Source organism: Frigoribacterium sp. CFBP 13605, from assembly GCF_014839405.1.
Classification (GTDB): domain Bacteria; phylum Actinomycetota; class Actinomycetes; order Actinomycetales; family Microbacteriaceae; genus Frigoribacterium.
This window is the reverse complement of sequence record NZ_JACYNS010000015.1, coordinates 1-21,085: the sequence shown is the minus strand read 5'-3', so window position 1 is coordinate 21,085 and position 21,085 is coordinate 1. Positions and strand designations below refer to the sequence as shown.

Genomic DNA, 21,085 nt, shown 5'->3' with positions numbered 1-21,085 from the left:
GGTTCCGCATCTGCTTCGTCTGCACGGGCAACATCTGTCGCTCGCCCATGGCCGAGACCGTGCTGCGCTCGCTCGCCGACGACGCGGGCCTCGGCGACCGGGTCGAGGTCACGAGCGCGGGCACCGGCGACTGGCACGTCGGCGAGGGGGCCGATCCCCGCACCGTCGAGGCCCTGGAGCGCCGCGGCTACGATGGTTCCCGGCACCGGGCGAAGCAGTTCGAGGCCGACGACTTCGCGCGCTACGACCTCGTGGTGGCGTTCGATCGCGGCCAAGAACGCATCCTCCGGGCCTGGGCAGGCGACGACGCCGACCGCTCGAAGGTGCAGCTGCTGCTCACCTTCGCTCCCGACGCGGCGCCGGCGGGTGGCGGTCTCGACGTCCCCGACCCGTACTACTCCGACGCAGCACTCTTCGACGAGGTGCTCGACATGGTCGAGCGCGCCTGCTCGGCCCTCTTCCGCCAGATCGAACCCGCACTCCGCAAGGGACAGTCATGACGTTGCCTCCTCAGCCCCTCAGCCCGCTCGACGGCCGCTACCGCTCGTCGGTCGGTACGCTGGGGGACCACCTCAGCGAGGCGGGGCTGAACCGGGCCCGCGTGCACGTCGAGGTCGAATGGCTGATAGCCCAGACCGACCGCCGTGCGTTCGGCTCGACGCCGCTCGACGACGAGCAGAAGCGGGCGCTGCGGGCCGTCGTCACCGACTTCGGCCAGGCGGCGATCGACGAGCTCGCCGGCCTCGAGGCGACGACCCGTCACGACGTCAAGGCCGTCGAGTACTTCGTGCGGGCACGGCTGGCCGAGCTCGGGCTGGACGGGATCGCCGAACTCACCCACTTCGCCTGCACCAGCGAGGACATCAACAACCTGTCGTACGCGGTCACCGTCAAGGCGGCCCTGTTCGACGTCTGGCTCCCGGCCTTCGACGCCGTGCTCGCCGCCCTCACCACCTGGGCCACCGACGCCCGCGACGTGCCGATGCTCGCGCACACCCACGGGCAGCCGGCGACGCCGACCACGGTCGGGAAGGAGTTCGCCGTGTTCGCGCACCGCCTGCAGCGACTGCGCTCGCAGATCGTCGGCACCGAGTTCCTCGGCAAGTTCAGCGGGGCGACCGGCACGTTCTCGGCGCACGTCGTCGCCGACCCCGGGCTGGACTGGCCCGAGACGGCCCGCTCCTTCGTCGAGGACGCCCTGGGGCTGACCTTCAACCCGCTGACGACGCAGATCGAGTCGCACGACTGGCAGGCCGAGCTCTACTCGCGCGTCGCCCACGCCAACCGGGTGCTGCACAACCTCGCCACCGACGTGTGGTCGTACATCTCGATGGGCTACTTCACGCAGATCCCGCAGGCGGGGGCGACCGGCTCGTCGACCATGCCCCACAAGATCAACCCGATCCGCTTCGAGAACGCCGAGGCCAACCTCGAGATCTCGTCGGCGCTCTTCGACTCGTTGGCCTCGACCCTGGTCACCAGCCGTCAGCAGCGCGACCTCACCGACTCGTCGGCACAGCGCAACATCGGGGTCGCGTTCGGCCACTCGATGCTCGCGCTCGACAACCTGCGTCGCGGCCTCGGCGAGATCGCCGTCGGCACCGTGACCCTCGAGTCCGACCTCGACTCCAACTGGGAGGTCCTCGCCGAGGCCATCCAGACCGTCATCCGCGCCGAGGTCGTCGCCGGACGATCCTCGATCGACGACCCCTACGCCATGCTCAAGGAGCTGACCCGCGGCAAGCGCGTCGGCCAGGCCGAACTGGTCGCGTTCGTCGAGGGCCTGGACGTGTCCGACGAGGCCAAGCAGCGCCTCGTGGCCCTGACCCCGGCGACCTACACGGGCATCGCGGCGCAGCTCGTCGACCGCTTGGCCTGACCCCAGGAGGCGCCGGTCGGCCCGTCAGGACGGCCCGCGCACCCGAGGGCGCCGTGCGACGGAGCAGCGGCCGACGGGCCGCGGCGGAGCGGCGGCCGACGGGCAGGGACGGGCAGCGGCCGGGAGACTGCGGCGGTCGATCAGCGTCGCGTCAGTGGCCCCGCGGCTTGTCGGCGTCGTCGATCTCGTGTCGCTCGTCGTCGTTGGGCTTGGCCGCGAGCGCGAGCATGGCGATCGTGACGAGCGCGACGATGAAGCCGATGCAGAGGAAGATCAGCGCCAGCTGGAGGTCGCGCGTCGTCATGAGGACGACGAGGCCGACGAAGGCGGCGAAGACGCCCGACAGTCCGAGGAACTCGGCGGGGCGGAACCGGTCGCGCCAGGTGGGGTGGGTCATGACGTTCGTCCCTTGTCGTCAGGGGTGTCGGCAGGGGCCGGGTGCCCGGTCTGCCATTTGAGCGAGAGGCCGGCGATCACGAGGAACACGCCGACCAGGGCGCCGTAGGCGCCCAGGATGCCGACGAGCACGGTCGAGGAGGTCAGTTCGCCCTCGATCTGCTCGATGCCGCCGAGCTGCTGGCTGTAGTCCGGCGGGACGACCAGGAAGACCAGGGCCAGCACCAGGGTGAGCACGCCGACGGTCGTCCAGTCACGGGCGAGCGGCGAGCGACGACGACGTCGCAGGCCGGTGAGCAGTTCGAGGCCGCCGGTCAGCACGGCCCAGGCCGTGACGAAGGCGACCAGCACGGGCAGTTGGCCGTGCGAGAAGACGAGGCAGAGGGCGCCGATCACGGCACCGACGACGCCCTGCAGGACGGCGATGGTGCGGCTCGAGCGGTCGTGGAGGCGCAGGGCCGATCCGACGGCGAGCACGACACCGCCGGAGACCGCCGCCGCCCCGAAGGTCAGCAGGCCGACCTGGGGCGAGTGGTCGGGGTTGAAGGTGATGGCCGCCGCGGCCGCGAGGGCCGGGACGGCACGCAGCACGGGGACGGGCCAGTACGCGGAGAGCGACGGGTCGACGCCCCTGCCCGAGGGGTCGGGCGACGCCACGGGGGCGGTCGCGCCGGAGTCGTGGTGCGCAGGCGTCACGAGACCTCTTTCACGGGTGGGGGACCCGCCGAGTTTACCGCGCGCTCCTGAACGCCAGGCGGCGGACGGTGCCGAGCGTCAACGGCCAGCCGCGGCCCCTGAGCGTCCCGAGCTGACGTGCCATGTGGGCAGGCGTCACCCGCAGCACCCCTTCGGCCTCGAGCGACAACCCCGCGAGCACACCGTCCAGCGAACGTCGGGTGGAGGCCAGCCCCTCGGCCGTGTCCAACCCCATCGCGATCCGCACGCCGGTCGGCAACCGGCTGACCCGGGTGTAGGCGGTGGTGGTGTCGGCCCACGTGGACCGCCAGCCGGGCCGGACCTCCTTCACGCACTCGAGGAGGCGCACCGTCGCGACGTCGGGGTCGGGATGGTCGACGGTGAGCAGTCGGTAGTAGGTGCGTCGGACGCCCTCGGTGCTCACGAAGAGCAGGTCGGCGTAGCCCGCCACGACCGTGGCGGGCCGTGGCCCGATGCCGACCACGGTGCCGCCCCCGAGCCATGAACCGTGGCCGTCCTTCGCGTCGGGCCAGAGCCCGACGAGCACCTCGAGTCCGGAGATCTCGATCTCGTGGGCCGGTGCGTCCGACGCCGCCGCCCCGAGGGCGGAGTCCCGCAGGCCGTGGCCCTGATGGGCGTCGCGTTCGCCCGTCCTGTAGGGCACCTGCTCGAGGTCGTGCACCACCCCGCTGAGCCGCTCGACGAAACTCGCTGTCATCGACGATAGGTTACGTGTGAAATACGGGAAGCTGCAACCCTCCTGCACGGCGACCTCCCGACACCTTCCCAGCCCACGCCGTTACGTTCGCACCATCTTCGGGCCGCCTCCGGCCCATCCACCCGGCTGAGAAGTCGACCAGCCGCGGGAGCCCGATGACCGCCACCGTCCCCACGACCCCCCGAACCGCGTACCCGCGGATCGTCCACGCACCGGCAGGTGCGGCACCCGCCGGGTTCCGCCCCACCGTCGCCGGACAGGTCGGCAAGCCGACCAGCACGTACTCGAGCCTGCTCAAGTCCGTGCGCGAGGCGGGCCTGCTGCAACGCCGCACCGGCTTCTACGTGACGGTCTTCGTCGTCCTCGTCGCGTGCCTCGGCGGCGCGGCCACCGGGTTCGTCCTGTTGGGCTCGAGCTGGTTCCAGCTGTTGATCGCCGCTGCCCTCGGCGTCATCCTCACGCAGTTCGCGTTCCTCACGCACGAGGCCGCGCACCGCCAGGTGTTCGAGTCGGGCACGCGCAACGACAAGGTCGGTCGCGTCCTCGCGGCCGGCGTCGTGGGCATCAGCTACGCGTGGTGGATGACCAAGCACAGCCGCCACCACGCCAACCCGAACACCAAGGGCAAAGACCCCGACATCGCGTTCGACACGATCTCGTTCCTCGAAGAGGACGCAGCGAAGCAGCGCGGCGTGCTCGGCTTCATCACCCGCCGTCAGGGCTACTTCTTCTTCCCCCTGCTGCTCGGCGAGGGCGTCAACCTGCACGTGACCTCGTTCCGCACATTGCTCGGCCGTGACAAGGTCGAGGGCCGCGCGCTCGAGATCACGCTGATCGCCGTGCGCCTCGTCGCCTACTTCGGCGTCGTCTTCTGGTTCCTGCCGCTCGGCATGGCCTTTGCCTTCATCGGCGTGCAGATGGCCGTCTTCGGCCTCTACATGGGGTCGTCCTTCGCCCCGAACCACAAGGGCATGCCGATCATCCCCGAGGGTGCGAAGGTCGACTTCCTGAGCAAGCAGGTGCTCACCTCGCGCAACATCACGGGTCGGCACTCGACCGCCTTCATGGGCGGGCTGAACTACCAGATCGAGCACCACCTCTTCCCGAGCATGGCGCGTCCGAACCTGCGCGCGGCCAGCGCCCTGGTGAAGGCGCACTGCGCCGAGCACGGCATCCCCTACACCGAGACGACGATCGGCAAGTCGTACGCGATCGTCATCCGGTACCTCAACCGCGTCGGCCTCTCGGCCCGCGACCCGTTCGACTGCCCCGCGGCGTACGCGATGCGTCCGCGCTAGGCGGCGTCGAACAACAGGACCGCAGGAGGCGCGGGCCGGGTCAGGCGATCCGGCTCGCGCCTTCGTCGTCCCCGGAGGAACCCTCGTCGTCCCCGGAGGAGCCTTCGTCGTCCGTCTCGCTCAGGTGGGCCAGGCCGCCAGCTGCCAGCCCAACCAGGGCGAGAAGGCGAAGGGTGCCGCCGCGACCGCGTCGCGCAGCTCTCCGGGCTCGACCCACGCCCACTCGGCGACCTCGTCGGGCGAGGGATCGGGCAGGCCGACGGCGCGGGCCGTGAAGACCGGGCAGATCTCGTTCTCGACGACGCCCGAGGCGTCCGTGGCGAGGTACCGGAACTCGGGCAGGATCACCTCGACGTCGCGGACCTCCATGCCGAGCTCTTGGTGGGCGCGCCGCATCAACGCCTCGGCCGGCGTCTCGCCGGGGGCGGGGTGGCCGCAGAACGAGTTGGTCCAGACGCCGGGCCAGGTCTTCTTCGACAGGGCTCGTCGGGTGACCAGGACGCGGCCGAGTTCGTCGGTGACGTGACAGCTGAACGCCAGATGCAACGGCGTCGTGGCGGTGTGCACGGTCGCCTTCGCGGTCGTGCCGATGGGCGTGCCCTCGTCGTCGAGGAGCACCACGAGCTCGTCGTGCGCGCCCGGGCGGTCACCGGACGTCGGCTGGGGATGCGTCGAGATCTCACGGGTCATGAGAGGTAGTCTGCCCTGGTGGACGGTGATCACCTGCACGCAGGCACGCGGGCGAGACACGATCGTGTCGACGCCGTCCTCGACGACTTCTTCGCGTTGGCCAAGCGCCGCGCCGAGTCCGTGGGCTGGCGGTACGTCGATCTCTGGTCGGTGCTCGAGCGCAACAGCGCCGGGGGCAAGCGCTTCCGGCCCCGCATGGTCTTCACGGCCTACGACGCCCTCGGGGGCACCGACGACGAGGCCGTGGCCCGGGTCGGCGCGGCCTTCGAGCTGCTGCACACGGCCCTGATCGTCCACGACGACGTCATCGACCGCGACTTCTCGCGACGCGGCATCCCCAACGTCTCGGGCAGCTACCGCGACACCGCCACGACGGCGGGCATCCCGACCCCCGCGGCCGAGCACCGGGGCATGTCGGCCGCCGTCATCGCCGGCGACCTCGCGCTGACCGGGGCCAGCCGCATGCTGCTCGGCATCGGCTGCCAGGACCACGTCCGCACGCGCTTGCTCGACCTGCTCGACGAGGCGATCTTCGTCAGCGCGGGCGGAGAGATGGTCGACGTCGAGTTCTCCCTGTCCGCCGAGCTGCCGACCGTCGACGAGATCCTCGACATGGAGCGCGCCAAGACGGCCGTCTACTCGTTCGAGGCACCGCTGCAGGCGGGTGCCGTCCTGGCGGGCGCGGGCGAGGCCGTCGTCACGGCGGTCGGCGACTTCGGCCGCGAGGTCGGGGTCGCGTACCAGGTGGTCGACGATCTGCTCGGGGTCTTCGGCGCCGAAGAGGCCACCGGCAAGACCACACGCGGCGACCTCCGCGAGGGCAAGCGCACGGTGCTCGTCGCCCACGCCGCGACCACTGACGAGTGGTTCACGATCCAGCCGTTCATCGGCAAGGCCGACCTCAGCGAGGCCGAGGCCGAACACGTCCGTGGTCGCCTCGAGGTCTGCGGCGCCCGCTCCTTCGCCGAGGGACTCGTCGAGCAGCACGCCCGCCGTGCGCTCGACGTGCTCGACCGGGCCGAGGTGCCCGAGTCGTTGCGCGAGGCGTTGACGCCGGTCGTCCAGGACGTCCTCGAGAGGGTGCGATGACGGGCTTGTCGTTGTACGACTCCGTGGCCGACGCGACCGCGGGAGGCGTGATCCGCCGTTACTCGACGTCGTTCGGACTGGCCTCGCGCCTGCTGGGCGGCGAGGTGCGGCAGCACGTCGAGAACGTGTACGCGCTCGTGCGCGTGGCGGACGAGATCGTCGACGGCCCCGCGACCGAGGCCGGTCTGGGCGCCGACGCAGCGGGCCGGTTGCTCGACGGCTTCGAGGCCGAGACCGAGCGGGCCCTGGTCGAGGGCTTCAGCCCCAACCTGGTCGTGCACGCCTTCGCCCGCACCGCCCGCGCCACCGGGTTCGGGGCCGAGCTCACCGCACCGTTCTTCGCGTCGATGCGGGCCGACCTCAGTGCCCGCGAGCACGACCAGGCGTCGTTCGACGCCTACGTGTACGGGTCGGCCGAGGTCGTCGGCCTGATGTGCCTCAAGGCGTTCCTCCACGGGCACCCCTTCCCCCCGAGCACGGTCGCCGAACTCGAAGAGGGCGCCCGGCGCCTCGGTGCGGCCTTCCAGAAGGTCAACTTCCTGCGTGACCTCGCGGCCGACTTCGAGCAGCTCGGCCGCAGCTACTTCCCCGGAGTCGACGTGACCACGTTCGACGAGCAGACCAAGACGAGACTGGTGCGAGACATCGACGACGACCTCCGCGTGAGCGGCGAGATCATCCCCGTGCTGCCGACGTCCTCGCGTCGGGCGGTGGCACTGGCCCACGGCCTGTTCGCCGAGCTGAACCGGCGTCTCGAGGCGACCCCCGCCTCCTCGCTGGTCCGGGCGCGCGTGCGCGTTCCGAACCCGGTCAAGGTGCGCATCGCCGCGGGCGCCGCCGCCGGTCGCGTCACCCGGCTGCCCGAGGCCCGCGCATGAGCCGCGACACGGTCGACCGCGGGGCGACGGGTGCGGGCACCGGGGCGTCCGACGAGTCGCACGGCCTGAGCGTCACCCGCCACGGCCGCCGCGTCGTCGTGATCGGCGGCGGCATCAGCGGCCTGGCCTCGGCTGCGCTGCTCGCCCGCGAGGGCCACGAGGTCACCCTGCTCGAGAAGAACGACGAGGTCGGTGGCCGTGCCGGGTCGTGGAGCCACGAGGGCTTCCGCTTCGACCTCGGCCCGAGCTGGTACCTCATGCCCGAGGTCTTCGACCACTTCTTCCGCCTGATGGGCACGTCGGCCGCCGAGCGCCTCGACCTCGTCGAACTCGACCCGGGCTACCGCGTGCTGTTCGAGCCCACGCCCGACGACCCCGCGGCGAGTGCGCCGATCGACGTCCCGCGCGGCCTGGAAGAGAACGTCGAGCTGTTCGAGCGCGTCGAACCGGGCAGCGGTGAGCGCATGCGCCGGTACCTCCGGTCCGCCCGCGACACCTACGAGATCGCCAAACGGCGGTTCCTCTACACGAGCTTCGGCAGCCTCACGCCCCTGCTGCGCGGAGACGTGCTGGTCCGCCTGCCGAAGCTGGCCCGGCTGCTGCTGACGAGCCTCGACTCGTACGCGTCCCGCACGGTGACCGACCCGCGCCTCCGTCAGATCCTGGGGTACCCCGCGGTCTTCCTCGGCTCGTCGCCGTTCGACACGCCGAGCATGTACCACCTCATGAGCACGCTCGACCTCGACGACGGCGTGCTGTACCCGCAGGGCGGCCTCATCTCGGTGATCGAGGCCATCCGCGACGTGGCCGTCGAGGCCGGGGTGACCGTCGTGACCGGCGCGACCGTGACCCGGATCGTGACGCAGCCGCTCGGGGTCGAGGGCGCAGCCCTGCCGCGCGGTTCGAAGGCGACCGCCGAGGCGACCGGGGTCGACTGGACCGACGCCGAGGGAGCGACGCACCGCGTCGACGCCGACCTCGTCGTGAGCGCGGCCGATCTGCACCACACCGAGACGCAGCTCCTGCCCCACGAGCTGCGCACCTACGACTCGTCGTACTGGGCGAAGAAGAACCCCGGGCCGAGCGCCCTGCTGCTCTACCTGGGCGTCGAGGGCGAGATCCCCGAGCTCGAGCACCACACGCTGCTCTTCGCCCGCGACTGGCACGAGAACTTCGAGCGCATCTTCGGCGCCGACAAGCGCATCCCCGACCCCCCGTCGCTGTACGTCTGCAAGCCGAGCACCGTCGACCCGTCGACCGCGCCCGCCGGGCACACGAACCTCTTCGTCCTGGTGCCGCTGCCCGCCGACCCGGCCCTCGGTTCGGGCGACGTCGACGGTGACGGCGATCCGATGATCGAGCGTCTCGCGGACGGCGTCATCGCCCAGATCGCCGAGTGGGCGCACGTGCCCGACCTCGCCGAGCGGATCGTGGTGCGGCGCACCCGTGGTCCGCGCGACTTCGTCGACGACGTCAACGCCTGGAGCGGCAGCATGCTCGGCCCCGCGCACACGCTCGCCCAGAGCGCCCTGTTCCGCACCGGCAACGTCTCGACGCACGTCGACTCGCTGTTCTACGCCGGCGGGTCGGTCCGCCCGGGCATCGGCCTGCCGATGTGCCTGATCAGCGCCGAGGTGCTGCTCAAGAACCTGCGCGGCGACACCAGCACCGAGCCGCTCCCCGAGCCCGCCGTCGGCTGATGGGGTTCGTCTACCTCGCGGCGTTGCTCGTCTCGCTGTTCGGCATGGTGATGCTCGACCGCAGGTTCCGCCTGTTCTTCTGGCGCGACGTGCCCCGGGCGGCGGTGACGCTGCTGGTCGGCGTCGTGTTCTTCCTGGTCTGGGACGTCGTCGGCATCGACCTCGGCATCTTCTTCCGCGGCGAGACCTCGTTCATGACCGGCGTGCTGGTGGCGACCGAGCTGCCGCTCGAAGAGGTCTTCTTCCTGACGCTGCTCTGCTACCTGACGATGAACCTGCTGGCCGCGGCCCGGATGGCTGCGGCGGTCGTGCTCGACCGACGTGACGCGAGCTCCACGCAGGCCGGTCGATCGGTGGACGGCGTGGCGTCGTGACCTACTGGGCCGTCAACGCGGTGTTCCTGTCGATCGTCGCGGTGCTCGGGGTGCTGGCGCTGGTGACCGCAGGCGTGCGTGGCCGAGCCGCGCGCGCCTCCTCGTCCCCGGCCGAGAGGTCGCGGCGGCGGCGCGAGCAACTGCTGGGGGCGGGCCTGGCGACCGGCGTGCTGCTCGTGATGACCGCCGTGTTCGACAACGTCATGATCGGGATCGGGCTGGTCGGCTACGACGCCGCCCGGATCAGCGGGGTCTTCGTCGGCATCGCCCCGCTCGAGGACTTCGCCTACGCGGTCGCGGCACTCGTCCTGCTGCCGTCGGTGTGGGTGCTGCTCGGCGGCCCGAAGACGCCCCGCGCCCCCGCGGCGCCGGCGGCCGGCGGGTCGACGACCGTCGAGGAGGCGCGCTCGTGAACACGATCAAGGCCCTGTTCGTCTCGTCCCGGCCCCTGAGCTGGATCAACACGGCGTTCCCGTTCGCGGCGGCGTACGTGCTGACCTCGTTGCTCGCACCGGTGACGACCGGCTACCTGGGGTCGTACCAGCCGTTGTCCCAGGTCGACGTGACGCCGACCGGCACGGAGGCCGTCCTCTTCTTCGCGGCGGAGAACGCTCTCGGCCCGGTGAACTGGCTCGTGCTGATCGTCGGCGCCCTGTACTTCCTGATCCCCTACAACCTCGCGATGTACGGCATCAACGACGTCTTCGACTACGAGAGCGACCTGCACAACCCGCGCAAGGGCGGCGTCGAGGGTGCACTGCTCGACCGCAGCCTGCACCGCACGACGTTGCGCGCCGCAGTGGTCACGAACGTCCCCTTCCTGGTGTTCCTCGTGGCGATCGGCGACCCGCTCAGCTGGCTCGTGCTCGCCGTCAGCGTCTTCGCCGTGATCGCCTACTCGGCTCCCGGCCTGCGCTTCAAGGAGCGCCCCTTCGTCGACTCGGTCACCTCGAGCACGCACTTCGTCAGCCCGGCCGTCTACGGTCTCGTGCTGGCCGGGGCGACGTTCACGCCCCAGCTGTGGGCGTTGCTCGGCGCGTTCTTCCTCTGGGGCGTCGCGAGCCACGCGTTCGGAGCCGTCCAGGACGTGCTCGCCGACCGCGAGGGCGGTATCTCGTCGATCGCGACCGAGATCGGCGCCCGGGCGACCGTCCGCCTCTCGGTGGTGGCCTACCTGCTGGCCGGCGTGCTGCTGACCTTCACCGAGTGGCCCGGCCCGCTGGCGGCCCTGCTCACCCTGCCCTACGCGATCAGCTGCGCCCCCTGGTGGAACGTGACCGACGACCGGGCCGAAGAGGTCAACCGCGGGTGGCGACGCTTCCTGGCGCTCAACTTCGTCAGCGGGTTCGTCGTGACGATGCTCATGATCTGGTGGGTGTTCCTGCGGGGCTGACGCCGCGCCTCCTGCGGTCGTCGGCCCTCGCCCCTAGCCCCTCGGCCCTCGGCCCTCGGCCCGCGGGCAGGCCGGGCGCTCAGGGGCGCCAGCCGAGGTTGAGTGCAGCCCTGCGCAGGAAGCGCACCGTGGTCGCGTGGGCTCCCGGCTCGGCCCCCCGGACCGTCTCGTCGCGGATGCCCTCGACCACGTCGACGAGCTTGCGGTGCGCGAGGCTCCCGCGCTCGGTCAGGGCGTAGCGATCGTCACCGACCCCGTCGGTCGCGAGGCTCACCCAGCCGCTCTCGACCAGCTCGGCGAGGTGGTCCGAGCTGGACTCGCCCGTGGCCGGGTCGAGGAAGGGCGCGACGGCTCCGTCGAGTGCTGCGCGGGTCGCCGGGCCGCGCTCCAGCAGGTTGAGCAGCTGCCACTGCCGGCGGGTGACCCCGTGTTCGTCGAGGACCTCCTCGAAGCGCCGGTCGATCAGCCCGTCGACGAGCCTCAACCAGAAGCCGATCGGGCGCCCCCGGTCGACGGCCAGGTCGTCGTCGACGCTTCCGAGCTCGTCGGGTGCGTGCGTGTCGTCGGTCGGCGGGGTGACCTCGCCTGCGTCTGCGGAACGTCGTCGGTCCATGGTCGGCACCGTACACCGGTCGGACCTCCGTCTCGAGAGTGATCTTCCGATGGATTCACCTGCCGGAAAGACAACGGCAAGGACGCGGCCGTACATTCGAGGCGTGACCACCTCGAGCGCCGTCGCGCCTGCGCCCCTCCCCACGCGCCTCCGCCGGACCTGGTCGCGCGTGCAGGCGCATCCGCGCGGGCTGCTCTACGGCTTCGTCGCCGTGCACGCCGCCGTGTTCCTGGCGCTCACGCCGCTGATGATCGGCGGCGGGGTGAGCGGCGACCTGCCGCTCTACCGCTTGTGGGCGACGGGGGCCTTGAGCGAGGGCGTCTGGCCGGTCCTCGACTTCTCGTGGGTCTACCCGGCCGGGGCGATCGTCCCGATCGTGTTGCCGAACGTCTTCGGCGAACAGCACTACCAGTTCGTCTGGCTGGCCCTGCTGACCGCCCTCAACGCCGTCGCGCTCTGGCTGCTGACCGACCGCGGTCGTCGCACGGTCGACAACCGGGCAGCCTGGTGGTGGCTGCTCGTGACGCTCGTGCTCAGCCCCGTGGCCTTTCTCCGGCTCGAGGGGTTCAGCGCGCCGCTGGTCGTCGCCGCCCTCATGCTGCTGTCCACGCGTCCGCGGGTGGCCGGGCTGCTGCTCGCCGCGGCGACCTGGATTAAGGTCTGGCCCGCCGCCGTCATCGCGGCGGTCGTCGTCGGGTCGCGTCACCGGGCGGTCGTGCTGCGCGGGGGCGTGCTCGTCACCATGGTCGTCGTGTCGTGCGTGTTGCTCGGCCGCGGGGCCGACGACATCACGAGCTTCGTGACGATGCAGTCGGGACGGGCGATGCAGCTCGAGGCGACCCTCTCGACGCCCTGGCTCTGGATGGCCATGCTGCGCGTCCCCGGCGCCTCGGTCTACCAGAACGTCGCCCTCGCCACGCGCGAGGTCATGGGCCCGGGCGACACCTGGATGATCAACGACAGCACGCAGGTCATGCTCGCCGTCCTCGTGCTGCTGGCCGGCGTGCTGGCCGTGGCGACCTTCGGGCTGCCCCGGTGGGCCGAGCCCGGGAGGCGCGGGTCGGCGGGCTCCGGGCGCACCGCGGCCGTCGTCCCGGCTCGTGATCGCGGCGACGAGTTCGGCACGGTGCTGCTCGGCGCCCTCACCCTCACGCTCGCGTTCGTGGTCTTCAACAAGGTGGGGTCGCCGCAGTACCTGCTCTGGATCGTACCGATCGTGGCCGTGGGCTACGCCTCGCGTCCCGAGGCGTTCCGGACGCCCGCCGTGTTGACCGCCTGGGCCTCGGGGCTCACGACGCTCGTGTTCCCGATCCTCTACCGGCCGCTGATCGAGCTCAACCCGGTCGCCGTGCTCGTCCTGGGCGCCCGCAACGGCCTGCTCGTGGTGCTGTTCTGCTGGTGCGCGGTGCGCCTCGTGCGACTGGCGGTCGCCACGGTGCGCAGCGACGCGCTCGAGGTGGGCGTCCCGCTCGTGGCGGCCCGCGCCTCCTGACCGCGGTGTCGGGGGCGGCTCGTCCCCAGGCCGGCGCCGGGCGGCGTCGTCCCCGGTCGCCCGGTCAATCTGAGCCGTCCACGCCGGGTCGTGCCAGCGTGGAAGGCCTACCTGCCACCACGAGCCAAGGAGCACTCATGAAAGGCAAGATCCTCTTCGTCGCAGGAGCGGCCGTCGGATACGTCCTCGGAGCCCGCGCGGGTCGCGGCGCGTACGTCAAGATCAAGGACCAGGCCGAGAGCCTGTGGGAGAACCCGACCGTCCAGAAGGGCGTCCAGCAGGCCGAGGGCTTCGTGAAGGAGAACGCTCCGGTCGTCGCCAAGAAGGCCCAGGACGTCGCGAACGACGCCGCCCACGCGGTCGGCTCCAAGGCCAAGTCCGTCTCGGGCAAGGGCTCGGGCGCCACCGACAAGGTCGCCGCCAAGGCCACTGAGGCAGCCCACAAGGCCGCCGACAAGGTGGACGAGAAGGCCGACGACGTCAAGAAGCAGACCTCGGGCACCAGCCCCGACGACGACAAGCTGCCGGGGGTGACGGTCGGTGAGTGACCTGAAGGCACCCGAACAGAGCACCAAACGTTCGCTCGGCTCGCTGATCGGCAGCCTGCCCGAGTTGATCTCGCGCCTCATCCGCGGCGAGATCGCGCTGGCCAAGACCGAGCTTGCCACGAAGGCCAAAGAGGCCGGGGTGGGTGTCGGCTTGTTGGTCGGAGCCGCACTGTTCGGCTTCTTCCTGCTCGCCGTGCTCATCACGGCCGGCGTCCTGGGGCTGGCGACGGTCGTCGCCCCCTGGCTCGCGGCGCTCATCGTCGCCGCCGTCCTGCTCGTGATCACGGCCGTCCTGGCCCTGCTCGGCATCAAAGCCCTCAAGAAGGGCGTGCCGCCGACCCCCGAGAAGGCCGTCGCCAGCGTGAAGGCCGACGTCAGCGCGTTGAAGGGGCAGGGCAGCTATGACTCCGAGAAGCACTGACGCAGGAGACCACGAGAAGCACGGCGGGTCGAAGCACGGGAAGGGCGACCAGCCCGACCCCCGTGCCGAGCTCGCCGAGGCGCGTGCGGCCGAAGAGCGCGACGACGCCCACGGCAGCACGTCTCCCGACAAGGACGCCGAGAACGCGGCCGGGCCACGCGCCGGCGCGAGCATCCCCGAGATCGAGCTCGACCTCGCCCGTACCCGTGAAGAGTTCGCGGCGACGCTCGACGCCATCGAGGACAAGCTGAGCGTCCCTGCCCACGCCCGTCGGCTGAAGGCGAGCGTCTCACGGCGCCTCGATCGCGACCCGAAGCCCGTCGTGGCGGCCGCAGCGGCCGGCGCCGTCGGCGTCGTCGCGCTCGTCGCCGGCATCGTCAAGACGATCAGGCGCTGACCGATGGCGCAGAAGAGCACCGAGCGCGAGCAGCAGTCACCCGACGCCGACGACTCGCGCAAGCCGCAAGACCTGTCGGACGTCTCCAAGCCCTCCTGGGGGTACGTGCTGGGCAAGACCCTGCGCGAGTTCACCCGTGACCAGTGCACCGACCTCGCCGCCGCACTCACGTACTACGCGGTTCTGGCGATCTTCCCGGCGCTGCTGGCGATCGTGTCGCTGCTCGGCGTCGTGGGGCAGGCGGACTCGACGGCCAAGACGCTGCTCGACCTGGTCTCACAGTTCGGGTCGGAGGACGTCGCTGCTCTCCTGCGGGGTCCCGTCGAGCAGCTGACCGAGTCGTCGGCCGCCGGTGTCGCCCTGATCGTCGGTGTGCTCGGTGCCCTCTGGTCGGCCTCCGGCTACGTGGGCGCCTTCGGGCGGGCCATGAACCGCGTCTACGGCATCGACGAGGGGCGTCCGATCTGGAAGCTCCGCCCGACCATGCTCGGCGTCACGGCGTTCACGGTGGTGCTCATCGTGGTCGCCGCCCTCATCCTGGTGATCAGCGGCCCCGTGGCCGAGACGGTCGGCGACCTCGTGGGACTGGGCAGCACCGCGGTGTTCGTCTGGGACATCGCGAAGCTGCCGATCCTCGCGATCATCGCCGTCGTGATCGTGGCGGTGCTCTACTACTGGGCCCCGAACGTCAAGCAGCCCAAGTTCAAGTGGATGAGCCTCGGGTCGCTCGTGGCCCTGGTCATCTGGTTGGTCGCGTCCGTGGGGTTCGCGTTCTACATCGCGAACTTCTCGAACTACAACAAGACGTACGGTTCGCTCGGTGCGGTCATCGTGTTCCTGCTGTGGCTCTGGATCACGAACAACGCCCTGCTCTTCGGAGCCGAGTTCGACGCCGAACTCGAACGTGGTCGCGAGCTGCAGGCCGGCCTCCGGGCCGAGCGCGACATCCTGCTGCCACCCCGTGACACGGCCCAGAGCGAGAAGAAGGCCGCGGCCCTCGCCAAGGACGAGCTCGCCGGCATGCGACTGCGTCAGGCCGCCGCCGCGACCATCGAGCGGAACGGCGACGAGGTGCCCGAGCCGGACGGCGAGGGCGGCTCCGAGGCGTCCGAGTCCGACCGGAAGAAGGACGAGCGCGCCGGGGACGGGCACTCGAAGGGCGATCGTTCGAAAGGCGACCGCGACGACTAGGTGACGTCCCCTGACGACGCGACCCGCGCCTCCTCGGCTCTCACGAGCTCGGGAGGCGCGGGTCGCGTCGTTCGTCAGCCGGTGGGCGAGCCCCGCCCGCACCGGCCGTCGGTCAGAACGAGAAGCCGAGCTCGGCGGGGTAGTCGCCCCGCGCGGTGAGGGTGGTGGCGGCGTCGCGCAGATGCGAGAGCGTCAGGCCCATCGTGGTGGGCCCGAAGCTGACGCGCGAGACGCCGAGCTCGGCCAGGCGGGCGAGCGGCACGGACGACGGGTTCGAGATGACGCTGACCTTGCCGTCGATCCGGTCGAGGGCGGCCTTCACGAGGTCTTCGGTGCCCAGGCCGAGGACGAAGGCGCAGTCGGCGCCGGCGTCGAGGTAGGCGTTGGCGCGGGTGACGGCGTCGTCGAACGAGTCGGGGTCGCCGGCCAGGGCGTCGACCCGGGCGTTGATCACGATGGGCACCCCGGCGCGGTCGCCGGCGCGGCGGGCGGCGGCGATCTTCGAGACCTGGGTGTCGATGTCGTAGAGGGGCGCCTTGGCCTGGCCGATGCTGTCCTCGATGTTGAGGCCTGCGGCGCCCTCCTCGATCAGGCGGAAGACGTTGTCGAGCGTGCCGGCGGCGTCGGTCGCGTACGCCTTCTCGAAGTCGACGGAGACGGGCAGGTCGACCGAGCGGATCACGATGCGGGCGGCGGCCAGCATGTCGTCGACGTCGAGGCCCTCGCCGTCCTCGACGCCGTGCGCCTCGCTGATCGAGTGGGAGGCGGTGGCCAGGGCCTTCACGCCCGGTGCGCCCGCGACGATGCGCGCGGTGATGCTGTCCCAGACGTTCGTCACGATCAGCGGGTCGCCGGGGACGTGGAGGGAGCGGAGGAGTTCGGCCTTCTCGGCCGTGCTGGAGATCGACATGCGCCCAGCCAACCAGCCCGGGCTGGCAGGCACCAGCCCGGGCTCGCCTCGCCGAGCTGCTAGTCGCGCCGCAGGACGAGCTCGCTGAGCGGCAGGCGCTCGCGAGGGGCGGTCTCGCGCTCGGCGAGGGCCTCGATCAGCTTGTCGGCCTCGTCGACGACGCCGACGGCCGTGACCGTCACGGGCTTGAGGTTGTCGGTCAGGCCGAACGCGGCGACGATCTCGTCCCACTCGACGCCGGCCATCTGGTGCGTGTGGAAGCCCTCGGCGTGTGCCTGCACCGTGAGGTGGGCGACGGCCTGGCCGAGGTCGTACTCGGCCCACTGGCGCACCTCGCCCTCGACGGTCGAGGTCTCGGCGACGGCGACGACGAGCGCCGACGCGTTGCCCGCCCAGGCGGCGTTGAAGCCCATGAGCGCCTTCACGATCGTGTCGAACGTGGCCGTGCCGCGACGGCCGACGACGAAGCGACGCGGCTGCGTGTTCGCGGCCGACGGTGCCCAGCGGGCGGCCTCGAGCAGGGCGTCCAGCTGACGGTCCGAGATCTCGGCGGTCGGGTCGAACGAGCGGGGGCTCCAGCGCTCGTCGAGCAGCGGCACGAGCGGCACGCTCGTCTCGGCGGTGCGGAGGGTGGACGGGGCGGCGGTGGTCTCGGAGATCGACATGACGACGCTTTCTTCTCGGAACGGGACGGGGGAGGCGAGGCGCGTCATCGGGCCCCGACCACGGTAACCCTCGGTGTGGGCCGGTGATTCCCGACCTCAGGAGGCGCGGGTCGCCTCCGCGAGGATCGCCGCCACCCGGCCGGGCACGGTCTCGTCCTGCAGGCTCGTCGTGTCGCCGAGCGGGCGGCCGTCGACGATGTCGGCCAGTAGCCGCCGCATGATCTTGCCCGAGCGCGTCTTGGGCAGGTCGGGCACGACGAACACGGTCGCGGGCTTGGCGATCGGCCCGATCTGGTCGGCCACGTGGGCGCGCAGCACGGGGGACAGCGACCCCGCGAGCGGAGCCCACACCGACGGCTCGGCGACGTCGCCGGCGTCCCGCACCGCGCCTCCTTCCGGCCGTGTCGACGGCACCACGAACGCCGCGATCGCCTGGCCGGTGCGGTCGTCGGCCACGCCGACGACGGCGGCCTCGGCGACGGCCGGGTGCGACACGAGCGACGACTCGATCTCGATGGTCGACAGGCGGTGCCCCGACACGTTGATCACGTCGTCGACCCGGCCGAGCACCCAGATGTCGCCGTCCGCGTCGTACTTCGCGCCGTCGCCCGAGAAGAACCAGCCCTGCCGCCAGTAGGTGGCCCAGTAGCTGTCGCGGTACCGCTCGGGGTCGCCCCAGACCGTGCGGGCGAGGGCCGGTCCGGTCCGCTGCACGACGAGGTAGCCGCCGCTCCCGTTCGGCACGCGCTCGCCGGCGTCGTCGACCACGGCGGTCGAGAGCCCGGGCAGTGCCCGCAGCGACGAGCCGGGCTTGAGGGTGTCGGCACCGGGCAGCGGGGCCATGACGGCGGCCCCCGTCTCGGACTGCCACCACGTGTCGACGATCGGGCACCGGCCCCGGCCGAACTGCTCGTGGAACCAGACCCACGCCTCGGGGTTGATGGCCTCGCCGACCGTGCCGAGCAGGCGCAGCGACGACAGGTCGTAGGTGTCGGGCAGTCCCTCGGGGAACCACGACGACAGGGTCCGCACCAGCGTCGGCGCCGTGTAGTACGTGGTGACGCCGTAGCGCTCGATGATCTCGAGGTGGCGGGCCGGGTGCGGGGTGTCGGGCGTGCCCTCGTAGATCACCTGGGTCAGGCCGTTCGACAGCGGACCGTAGATCTCGTAGGTGTGCGCCGTCACCCAGGCGAGGTCTGCCGTGCACCAGTGCACGTCGTCGGGCTTCGCGTCGAAGACGGCCCAGTGGGTCCAGTTCGCCTGCGTCAGGTAGCCGCCGCTCGTGTGCACGAGTCCCTTGGGCTTGCCGGTGGTGCCGCTCGTGTACATGATGAACAGCGGCGTCTCGGCGCCGAAGTACTCGGGTTCGTCGGTGTCGGGTTGCGCGTCGACGACGTCGTGCCACCAGAGGTCGCGGCCGTCCGTCCACGGCACGTCGGGCGTCTGCTCGCCGGTGCGCCGCACGACGAGGACGTGCTCGATCTCGTTGTCGCCGCTGACGGCGTGGTCGGCGTTCGCCTTGACCGGCACCGCGGACCCTCGTCGGAACTGCCCGTCGGTCGTGACCAGCAGCTTGGCCCGTGTGTCCTCGACGCGGAACTTCAACGCCTCGCCCGAGAAGCCGCCGAAGACGAGCGAGTGGATCGCGCCGAGTCGGGCGATGGCGAGCGTCACGACGATCGTCTCGGCGATGACCGGCAGGTAGACGACCACCCGGTCGCCCTTCTCGACGCCGAGCGATCGCAGGCCGTTGGCGGCCTTCACGACCTCGCGCTGCAGTTGTGCGTAGGTGATGTCACGACGGTCGCCGGGCTCGCCCTCGACGTGCAGGGCGACCTTGTCGCCGAGGCCGGCGTCGACGTGCCGGTCGACGCAGTTGACGGCGACGTTGAGCGTTCCGTCGGCGAACCAGGTCGCCTCGGGCACGGTGAGCGTGCCGTCCGGCCCCTCGGTCACGGGCTTCCAGGTGTGCGCGACCGTCCACGGCTTGTGCCAGTCGAGCCGCTGCGACGCCTCGGCCCAGAACGCGACGGGGTCGGCGGCCGCGCGGGCGTGCTCGGCCGAGGTGACGTTGGCCCCCTCGACGAGCGCAGGAGGCGCGGCGAAGGTCCGTCGCTCGTCGAGCAGGTTCGAGATGGTGTCGCTGGTGGCCATGCGTCCCACGCTACGGGCGGCACGTCGCTGGTGGGCGTCGCGGGGCAACGCTGCGTAACGCGCGGGGACCGTGGCGGCGGCCGGCGAGACCGACCGCCCTTGTCGTTCGGGATGCGACGTGAGATATTGGTATGTCACGTGATTCCGACCCGAGAGAGAAGCATGTCCGACTCGACCCCCCACCGCCCTCCGTCCGCTCCCTCGTCGTCGCGTCGGGGTGGTGCTTCCTCGACGGGCGGCGGGTCGGCAGCTTTCCGTCGCGACGTCCAGGGGTTGCGCGCCGTCGCCGTCGTCGCGGTCGTGCTCGAGCACGTCTCGGGCTGGCCGCACGGCGGCTTCGTGGGCGTCGACGTCTTCTTCGTGATCTCGGGCTTCTTGATCACCGGGTTGCTGCTCCGGGAGCACGCCCGGACGGGCCGCATCTCGCTGGCCGACTTCTACCGTCGCCGGGTCCGACGCCTCCTGCCGGCGGCCCTGGTCGTCGTCGTCGCGACCCTGCTCGCCGCGACGGTCCTCCTGCCCGACCGACGCGTGATCGGGCTCGGGGTCGACGCCCTCTACTCCCTCGCCTTCGTGGCCAACTGGCACTTCGCCGCCGTGGGCACCGACTACTTCACCGCCGACGGGCCCGTCTCGGCCTTCCAGCACCTCTGGTCGCTCTCGGTCGAAGAGCAGTTCTACGCGTTCTGGCCGCTCCTCGTGATCGTCGTCCTCGGCTTCGGCCTGCGGCGTCCGGGGCGCCCCGCGGCCGTCTCCCGCGAGGCGGGCACGGGGTCGGGGTCGGGCCGACGGCTCGTGCTCGCGGCCGTGATCACCGCCCTCTGCGCGGCGTCGTTCGTCTGGGCCGTGGTCGACACGGCGGGCGACCCGACGGGCGCCTACTTCTCGACGCTGACCCGGGTCTGGGAACTCGGGCTCGGTGCCCTGGCGGCGCTGGCCGTTCCGCTGACCCGGCGGTTGCCGCGGGCGATCGGCACGACGCTCGGCTGGCTCGGTCTCGTCGGCATCCTGGCGAGCGTCGTGGTCGTCGACGGGCAGACCGCGTTCCCGGGCCCGTGGGCAGCGCTTCCCGTGGTCGCCACCCTGGCGGTCGTCGTGGGCGGCGGCGTGCCCGGGGCCGTCGCACCGGCGCCCCTGGCGAACCGGGTCACCGACTACCTGGGTGCGATCAGCTACTCGCTCTACCTCTGGCACTTCCCGATCGTCGTCATGATCCGCGCGGTCGTGCCCGAGGGCGAGCTGCTGGCCTACCCCCTGTCGCTCGGCTTCGCCGTGGTGGGTCACCACCTCGTCGAGAAGCCCTTCATCTCGTCGCCCCTGCTCGCCCCGCGACGGGGCGAGGGCCGTCGTCGGCTGTGGCGTCGCTGGGCCGACGACCAGGCGCCGTCCGCCGGTCGGGCCGCCCTCGGGGGCCTGGGCATGCTGGCCGTCGTGATGGTGGTGGCCGCGGTGGTCTCGGTCCGGCCCGTGGCGGCGCCGCCCGTGCTCCCGCCCGTCGCAGGGGGCACCGGCCTCGGGGCCTCCGTCGAGGCCGGGGCGTCCGACGGCGGTGCCGACGGCGACGGCGTCGACGGCTCCGGTCC

23 protein-coding genes are annotated in these 21,085 nt (G+C 71.5%); 15 read left to right on the top strand and 8 right to left on the bottom strand.

The window, feature by feature from the left end; translation table 11 throughout:
- The first annotated feature begins 47 nt into the window (after positions 1-47).
- Positions 48-500, top strand: a complete 453-nt coding sequence (locus tag IFT36_RS05765; RefSeq protein ID WP_199736314.1) for a low molecular weight protein-tyrosine-phosphatase — start codon at positions 48-50, stop codon at positions 498-500.
- Complete coding sequence (gene purB / locus IFT36_RS05760; protein WP_123570915.1) at positions 497-1,879, top strand: adenylosuccinate lyase; 1,383 nt, start codon at positions 497-499, stop codon at positions 1,877-1,879. The genes IFT36_RS05765 and purB overlap by 4 nt, the downstream gene beginning before the upstream one ends.
- Positions 1,880-2,030: 151 nt before the next feature.
- On the opposite strand, the gene IFT36_RS05755 is transcribed toward purB, so the two are convergent.
- From IFT36_RS05755 to IFT36_RS05745, 3 genes are read right to left on the bottom strand one after another with little or no spacing between them, the layout of a single operon-like run.
- Positions 2,031-2,276 (bottom strand): hypothetical protein, encoded by a 246-nt coding sequence (locus IFT36_RS05755; RefSeq protein WP_043594098.1) that lies wholly within the window; start codon positions 2,274-2,276, stop codon positions 2,031-2,033.
- Positions 2,273-2,971: a DUF308 domain-containing protein gene (locus tag IFT36_RS05750; RefSeq protein WP_307785036.1), complete on the bottom strand. Its 699-nt coding sequence runs from the start codon at positions 2,969-2,971 to the stop codon at positions 2,273-2,275. Before IFT36_RS05750 ends, IFT36_RS05755 begins: the two co-directional genes overlap by 4 nt.
- 34 nt (positions 2,972-3,005) lie before the next feature.
- Positions 3,006-3,689 carry a hypothetical protein gene (locus IFT36_RS05745; protein WP_157485561.1) on the bottom strand — a complete coding sequence of 228 codons (684 nt, stop codon included), beginning with the start codon at positions 3,687-3,689 and terminating at the stop codon, positions 3,006-3,008.
- Between the two features lie 155 nt (positions 3,690-3,844).
- On the opposite strand from IFT36_RS05745, the gene IFT36_RS05740 reads away from it, so the two are divergent.
- On the top strand, positions 3,845-4,987 hold the full coding sequence (locus IFT36_RS05740) for a fatty acid desaturase family protein (protein ID WP_159825601.1): 1,143 nt from the start codon (positions 3,845-3,847) through the stop codon (positions 4,985-4,987).
- Between the two features lie 120 nt (positions 4,988-5,107).
- Here the strand turns inward: IFT36_RS05740 and idi are convergent, their stop codons facing one another.
- Entirely contained in the window at positions 5,108-5,677 is a 570-nt protein-coding gene (gene idi, locus IFT36_RS05735) for an isopentenyl-diphosphate Delta-isomerase (RefSeq protein ID WP_200412634.1), read from the bottom strand.
- An 18-nt stretch (positions 5,678-5,695) separates the two neighbouring features.
- Here idi and IFT36_RS05730 point away from each other — a divergent pair, with 18 nt between their 5' ends.
- The 6 genes from IFT36_RS05730 to IFT36_RS05705 are packed head-to-tail and all read left to right on the top strand — an operon-like array spanning position 5,696 to position 11,111.
- Positions 5,696-6,766, top strand: coding sequence for a polyprenyl synthetase family protein (locus tag IFT36_RS05730; RefSeq protein WP_307785035.1), 1,071 nt, complete (start codon positions 5,696-5,698; stop codon positions 6,764-6,766).
- On the top strand, positions 6,763-7,644 hold the full coding sequence (locus IFT36_RS05725; RefSeq protein WP_056049749.1) for a phytoene/squalene synthase family protein: 882 nt from the start codon (positions 6,763-6,765) through the stop codon (positions 7,642-7,644). Before IFT36_RS05730 ends, IFT36_RS05725 begins: the two co-directional genes overlap by 4 nt.
- Complete coding sequence (gene crtI, locus IFT36_RS05720; RefSeq protein ID WP_200412633.1) at positions 7,641-9,344, top strand: phytoene desaturase family protein; 1,704 nt, start codon at positions 7,641-7,643, stop codon at positions 9,342-9,344. The genes IFT36_RS05725 and crtI overlap by 4 nt, the downstream gene beginning before the upstream one ends.
- Entirely contained in the window at positions 9,344-9,718 is a 375-nt protein-coding gene (locus tag IFT36_RS05715) for a lycopene cyclase domain-containing protein (protein ID WP_200412632.1), read from the top strand. Before crtI ends, IFT36_RS05715 begins: the two co-directional genes overlap by 1 nt.
- On the top strand, positions 9,715-10,131 hold the full coding sequence (locus IFT36_RS05710) for a lycopene cyclase domain-containing protein (protein ID WP_082460645.1): 417 nt from the start codon (positions 9,715-9,717) through the stop codon (positions 10,129-10,131). The genes IFT36_RS05715 and IFT36_RS05710 overlap by 4 nt, the downstream gene beginning before the upstream one ends.
- On the top strand, positions 10,128-11,111 hold the full coding sequence (locus IFT36_RS05705) for a prenyltransferase (protein WP_307785034.1): 984 nt from the start codon (positions 10,128-10,130) through the stop codon (positions 11,109-11,111). Before IFT36_RS05710 ends, IFT36_RS05705 begins: the two co-directional genes overlap by 4 nt.
- Before the next feature lie 79 nt (positions 11,112-11,190).
- Here IFT36_RS05705 and IFT36_RS05700 read toward each other — a convergent pair whose 3' ends face one another.
- Positions 11,191-11,724, bottom strand: coding sequence for a MarR family winged helix-turn-helix transcriptional regulator (locus IFT36_RS05700; RefSeq protein ID WP_236556889.1), 534 nt, complete (start codon positions 11,722-11,724; stop codon positions 11,191-11,193).
- 103 nt (positions 11,725-11,827) lie between these two features.
- On the opposite strand from IFT36_RS05700, the gene IFT36_RS05695 reads away from it, so the two are divergent.
- The 5 genes from IFT36_RS05695 (at position 11,828) to IFT36_RS05675 (ending at position 15,773) form a co-directional block, all read left to right on the top strand.
- Positions 11,828-13,216: a glycosyltransferase 87 family protein gene (locus IFT36_RS05695; protein ID WP_056049741.1), complete on the top strand. Its 1,389-nt coding sequence runs from the start codon at positions 11,828-11,830 to the stop codon at positions 13,214-13,216.
- Positions 13,217-13,353: 137 nt separating this feature from the next.
- A complete protein-coding gene (locus IFT36_RS05690) occupies positions 13,354-13,764 on the top strand; it encodes a YtxH domain-containing protein (RefSeq protein ID WP_123570908.1) in 411 nt (136 codons plus the stop codon).
- Entirely contained in the window at positions 13,757-14,185 is a 429-nt protein-coding gene (locus IFT36_RS05685) for a phage holin family protein (protein ID WP_056049738.1), read from the top strand. Before IFT36_RS05690 ends, IFT36_RS05685 begins: the two co-directional genes overlap by 8 nt.
- Positions 14,166-14,582 carry a DUF3618 domain-containing protein gene (locus IFT36_RS05680; protein WP_200412631.1) on the top strand — a complete coding sequence of 139 codons (417 nt, stop codon included), beginning with the start codon at positions 14,166-14,168 and terminating at the stop codon, positions 14,580-14,582. The genes IFT36_RS05685 and IFT36_RS05680 overlap by 20 nt, the downstream gene beginning before the upstream one ends.
- Positions 14,583-14,585: 3 nt before the next feature.
- Positions 14,586-15,773: a YihY/virulence factor BrkB family protein gene (locus IFT36_RS05675; RefSeq protein WP_199859768.1), complete on the top strand. Its 1,188-nt coding sequence runs from the start codon at positions 14,586-14,588 to the stop codon at positions 15,771-15,773.
- A 112-nt stretch (positions 15,774-15,885) separates the two neighbouring features.
- Here the strand turns inward: IFT36_RS05675 and IFT36_RS05670 are convergent, their stop codons facing one another.
- From IFT36_RS05670 to acs, 3 genes are all read right to left on the bottom strand, one after another.
- Positions 15,886-16,683 (bottom strand): isocitrate lyase/PEP mutase family protein, encoded by a 798-nt coding sequence (locus tag IFT36_RS05670; RefSeq protein WP_056049731.1) that lies wholly within the window; start codon positions 16,681-16,683, stop codon positions 15,886-15,888.
- A 59-nt stretch (positions 16,684-16,742) separates the two neighbouring features.
- Positions 16,743-17,348 carry a nitroreductase family protein gene (locus tag IFT36_RS05665; RefSeq protein ID WP_123571164.1) on the bottom strand — a complete coding sequence of 202 codons (606 nt, stop codon included), beginning with the start codon at positions 17,346-17,348 and terminating at the stop codon, positions 16,743-16,745.
- 96 nt (positions 17,349-17,444) lie between these two features.
- Positions 17,445-19,502: an acetate--CoA ligase gene (gene acs / locus IFT36_RS05660; RefSeq protein ID WP_200412630.1), complete on the bottom strand. Its 2,058-nt coding sequence runs from the start codon at positions 19,500-19,502 to the stop codon at positions 17,445-17,447.
- A gap of 162 nt (positions 19,503-19,664) precedes the next feature.
- Between acs and IFT36_RS05655 the strand changes: the two genes are divergently transcribed.
- The coding region (locus tag IFT36_RS05655) for an acyltransferase family protein (protein WP_200412629.1) at positions 19,665-21,085 on the top strand (1,421 nt) is incomplete at its 3' end.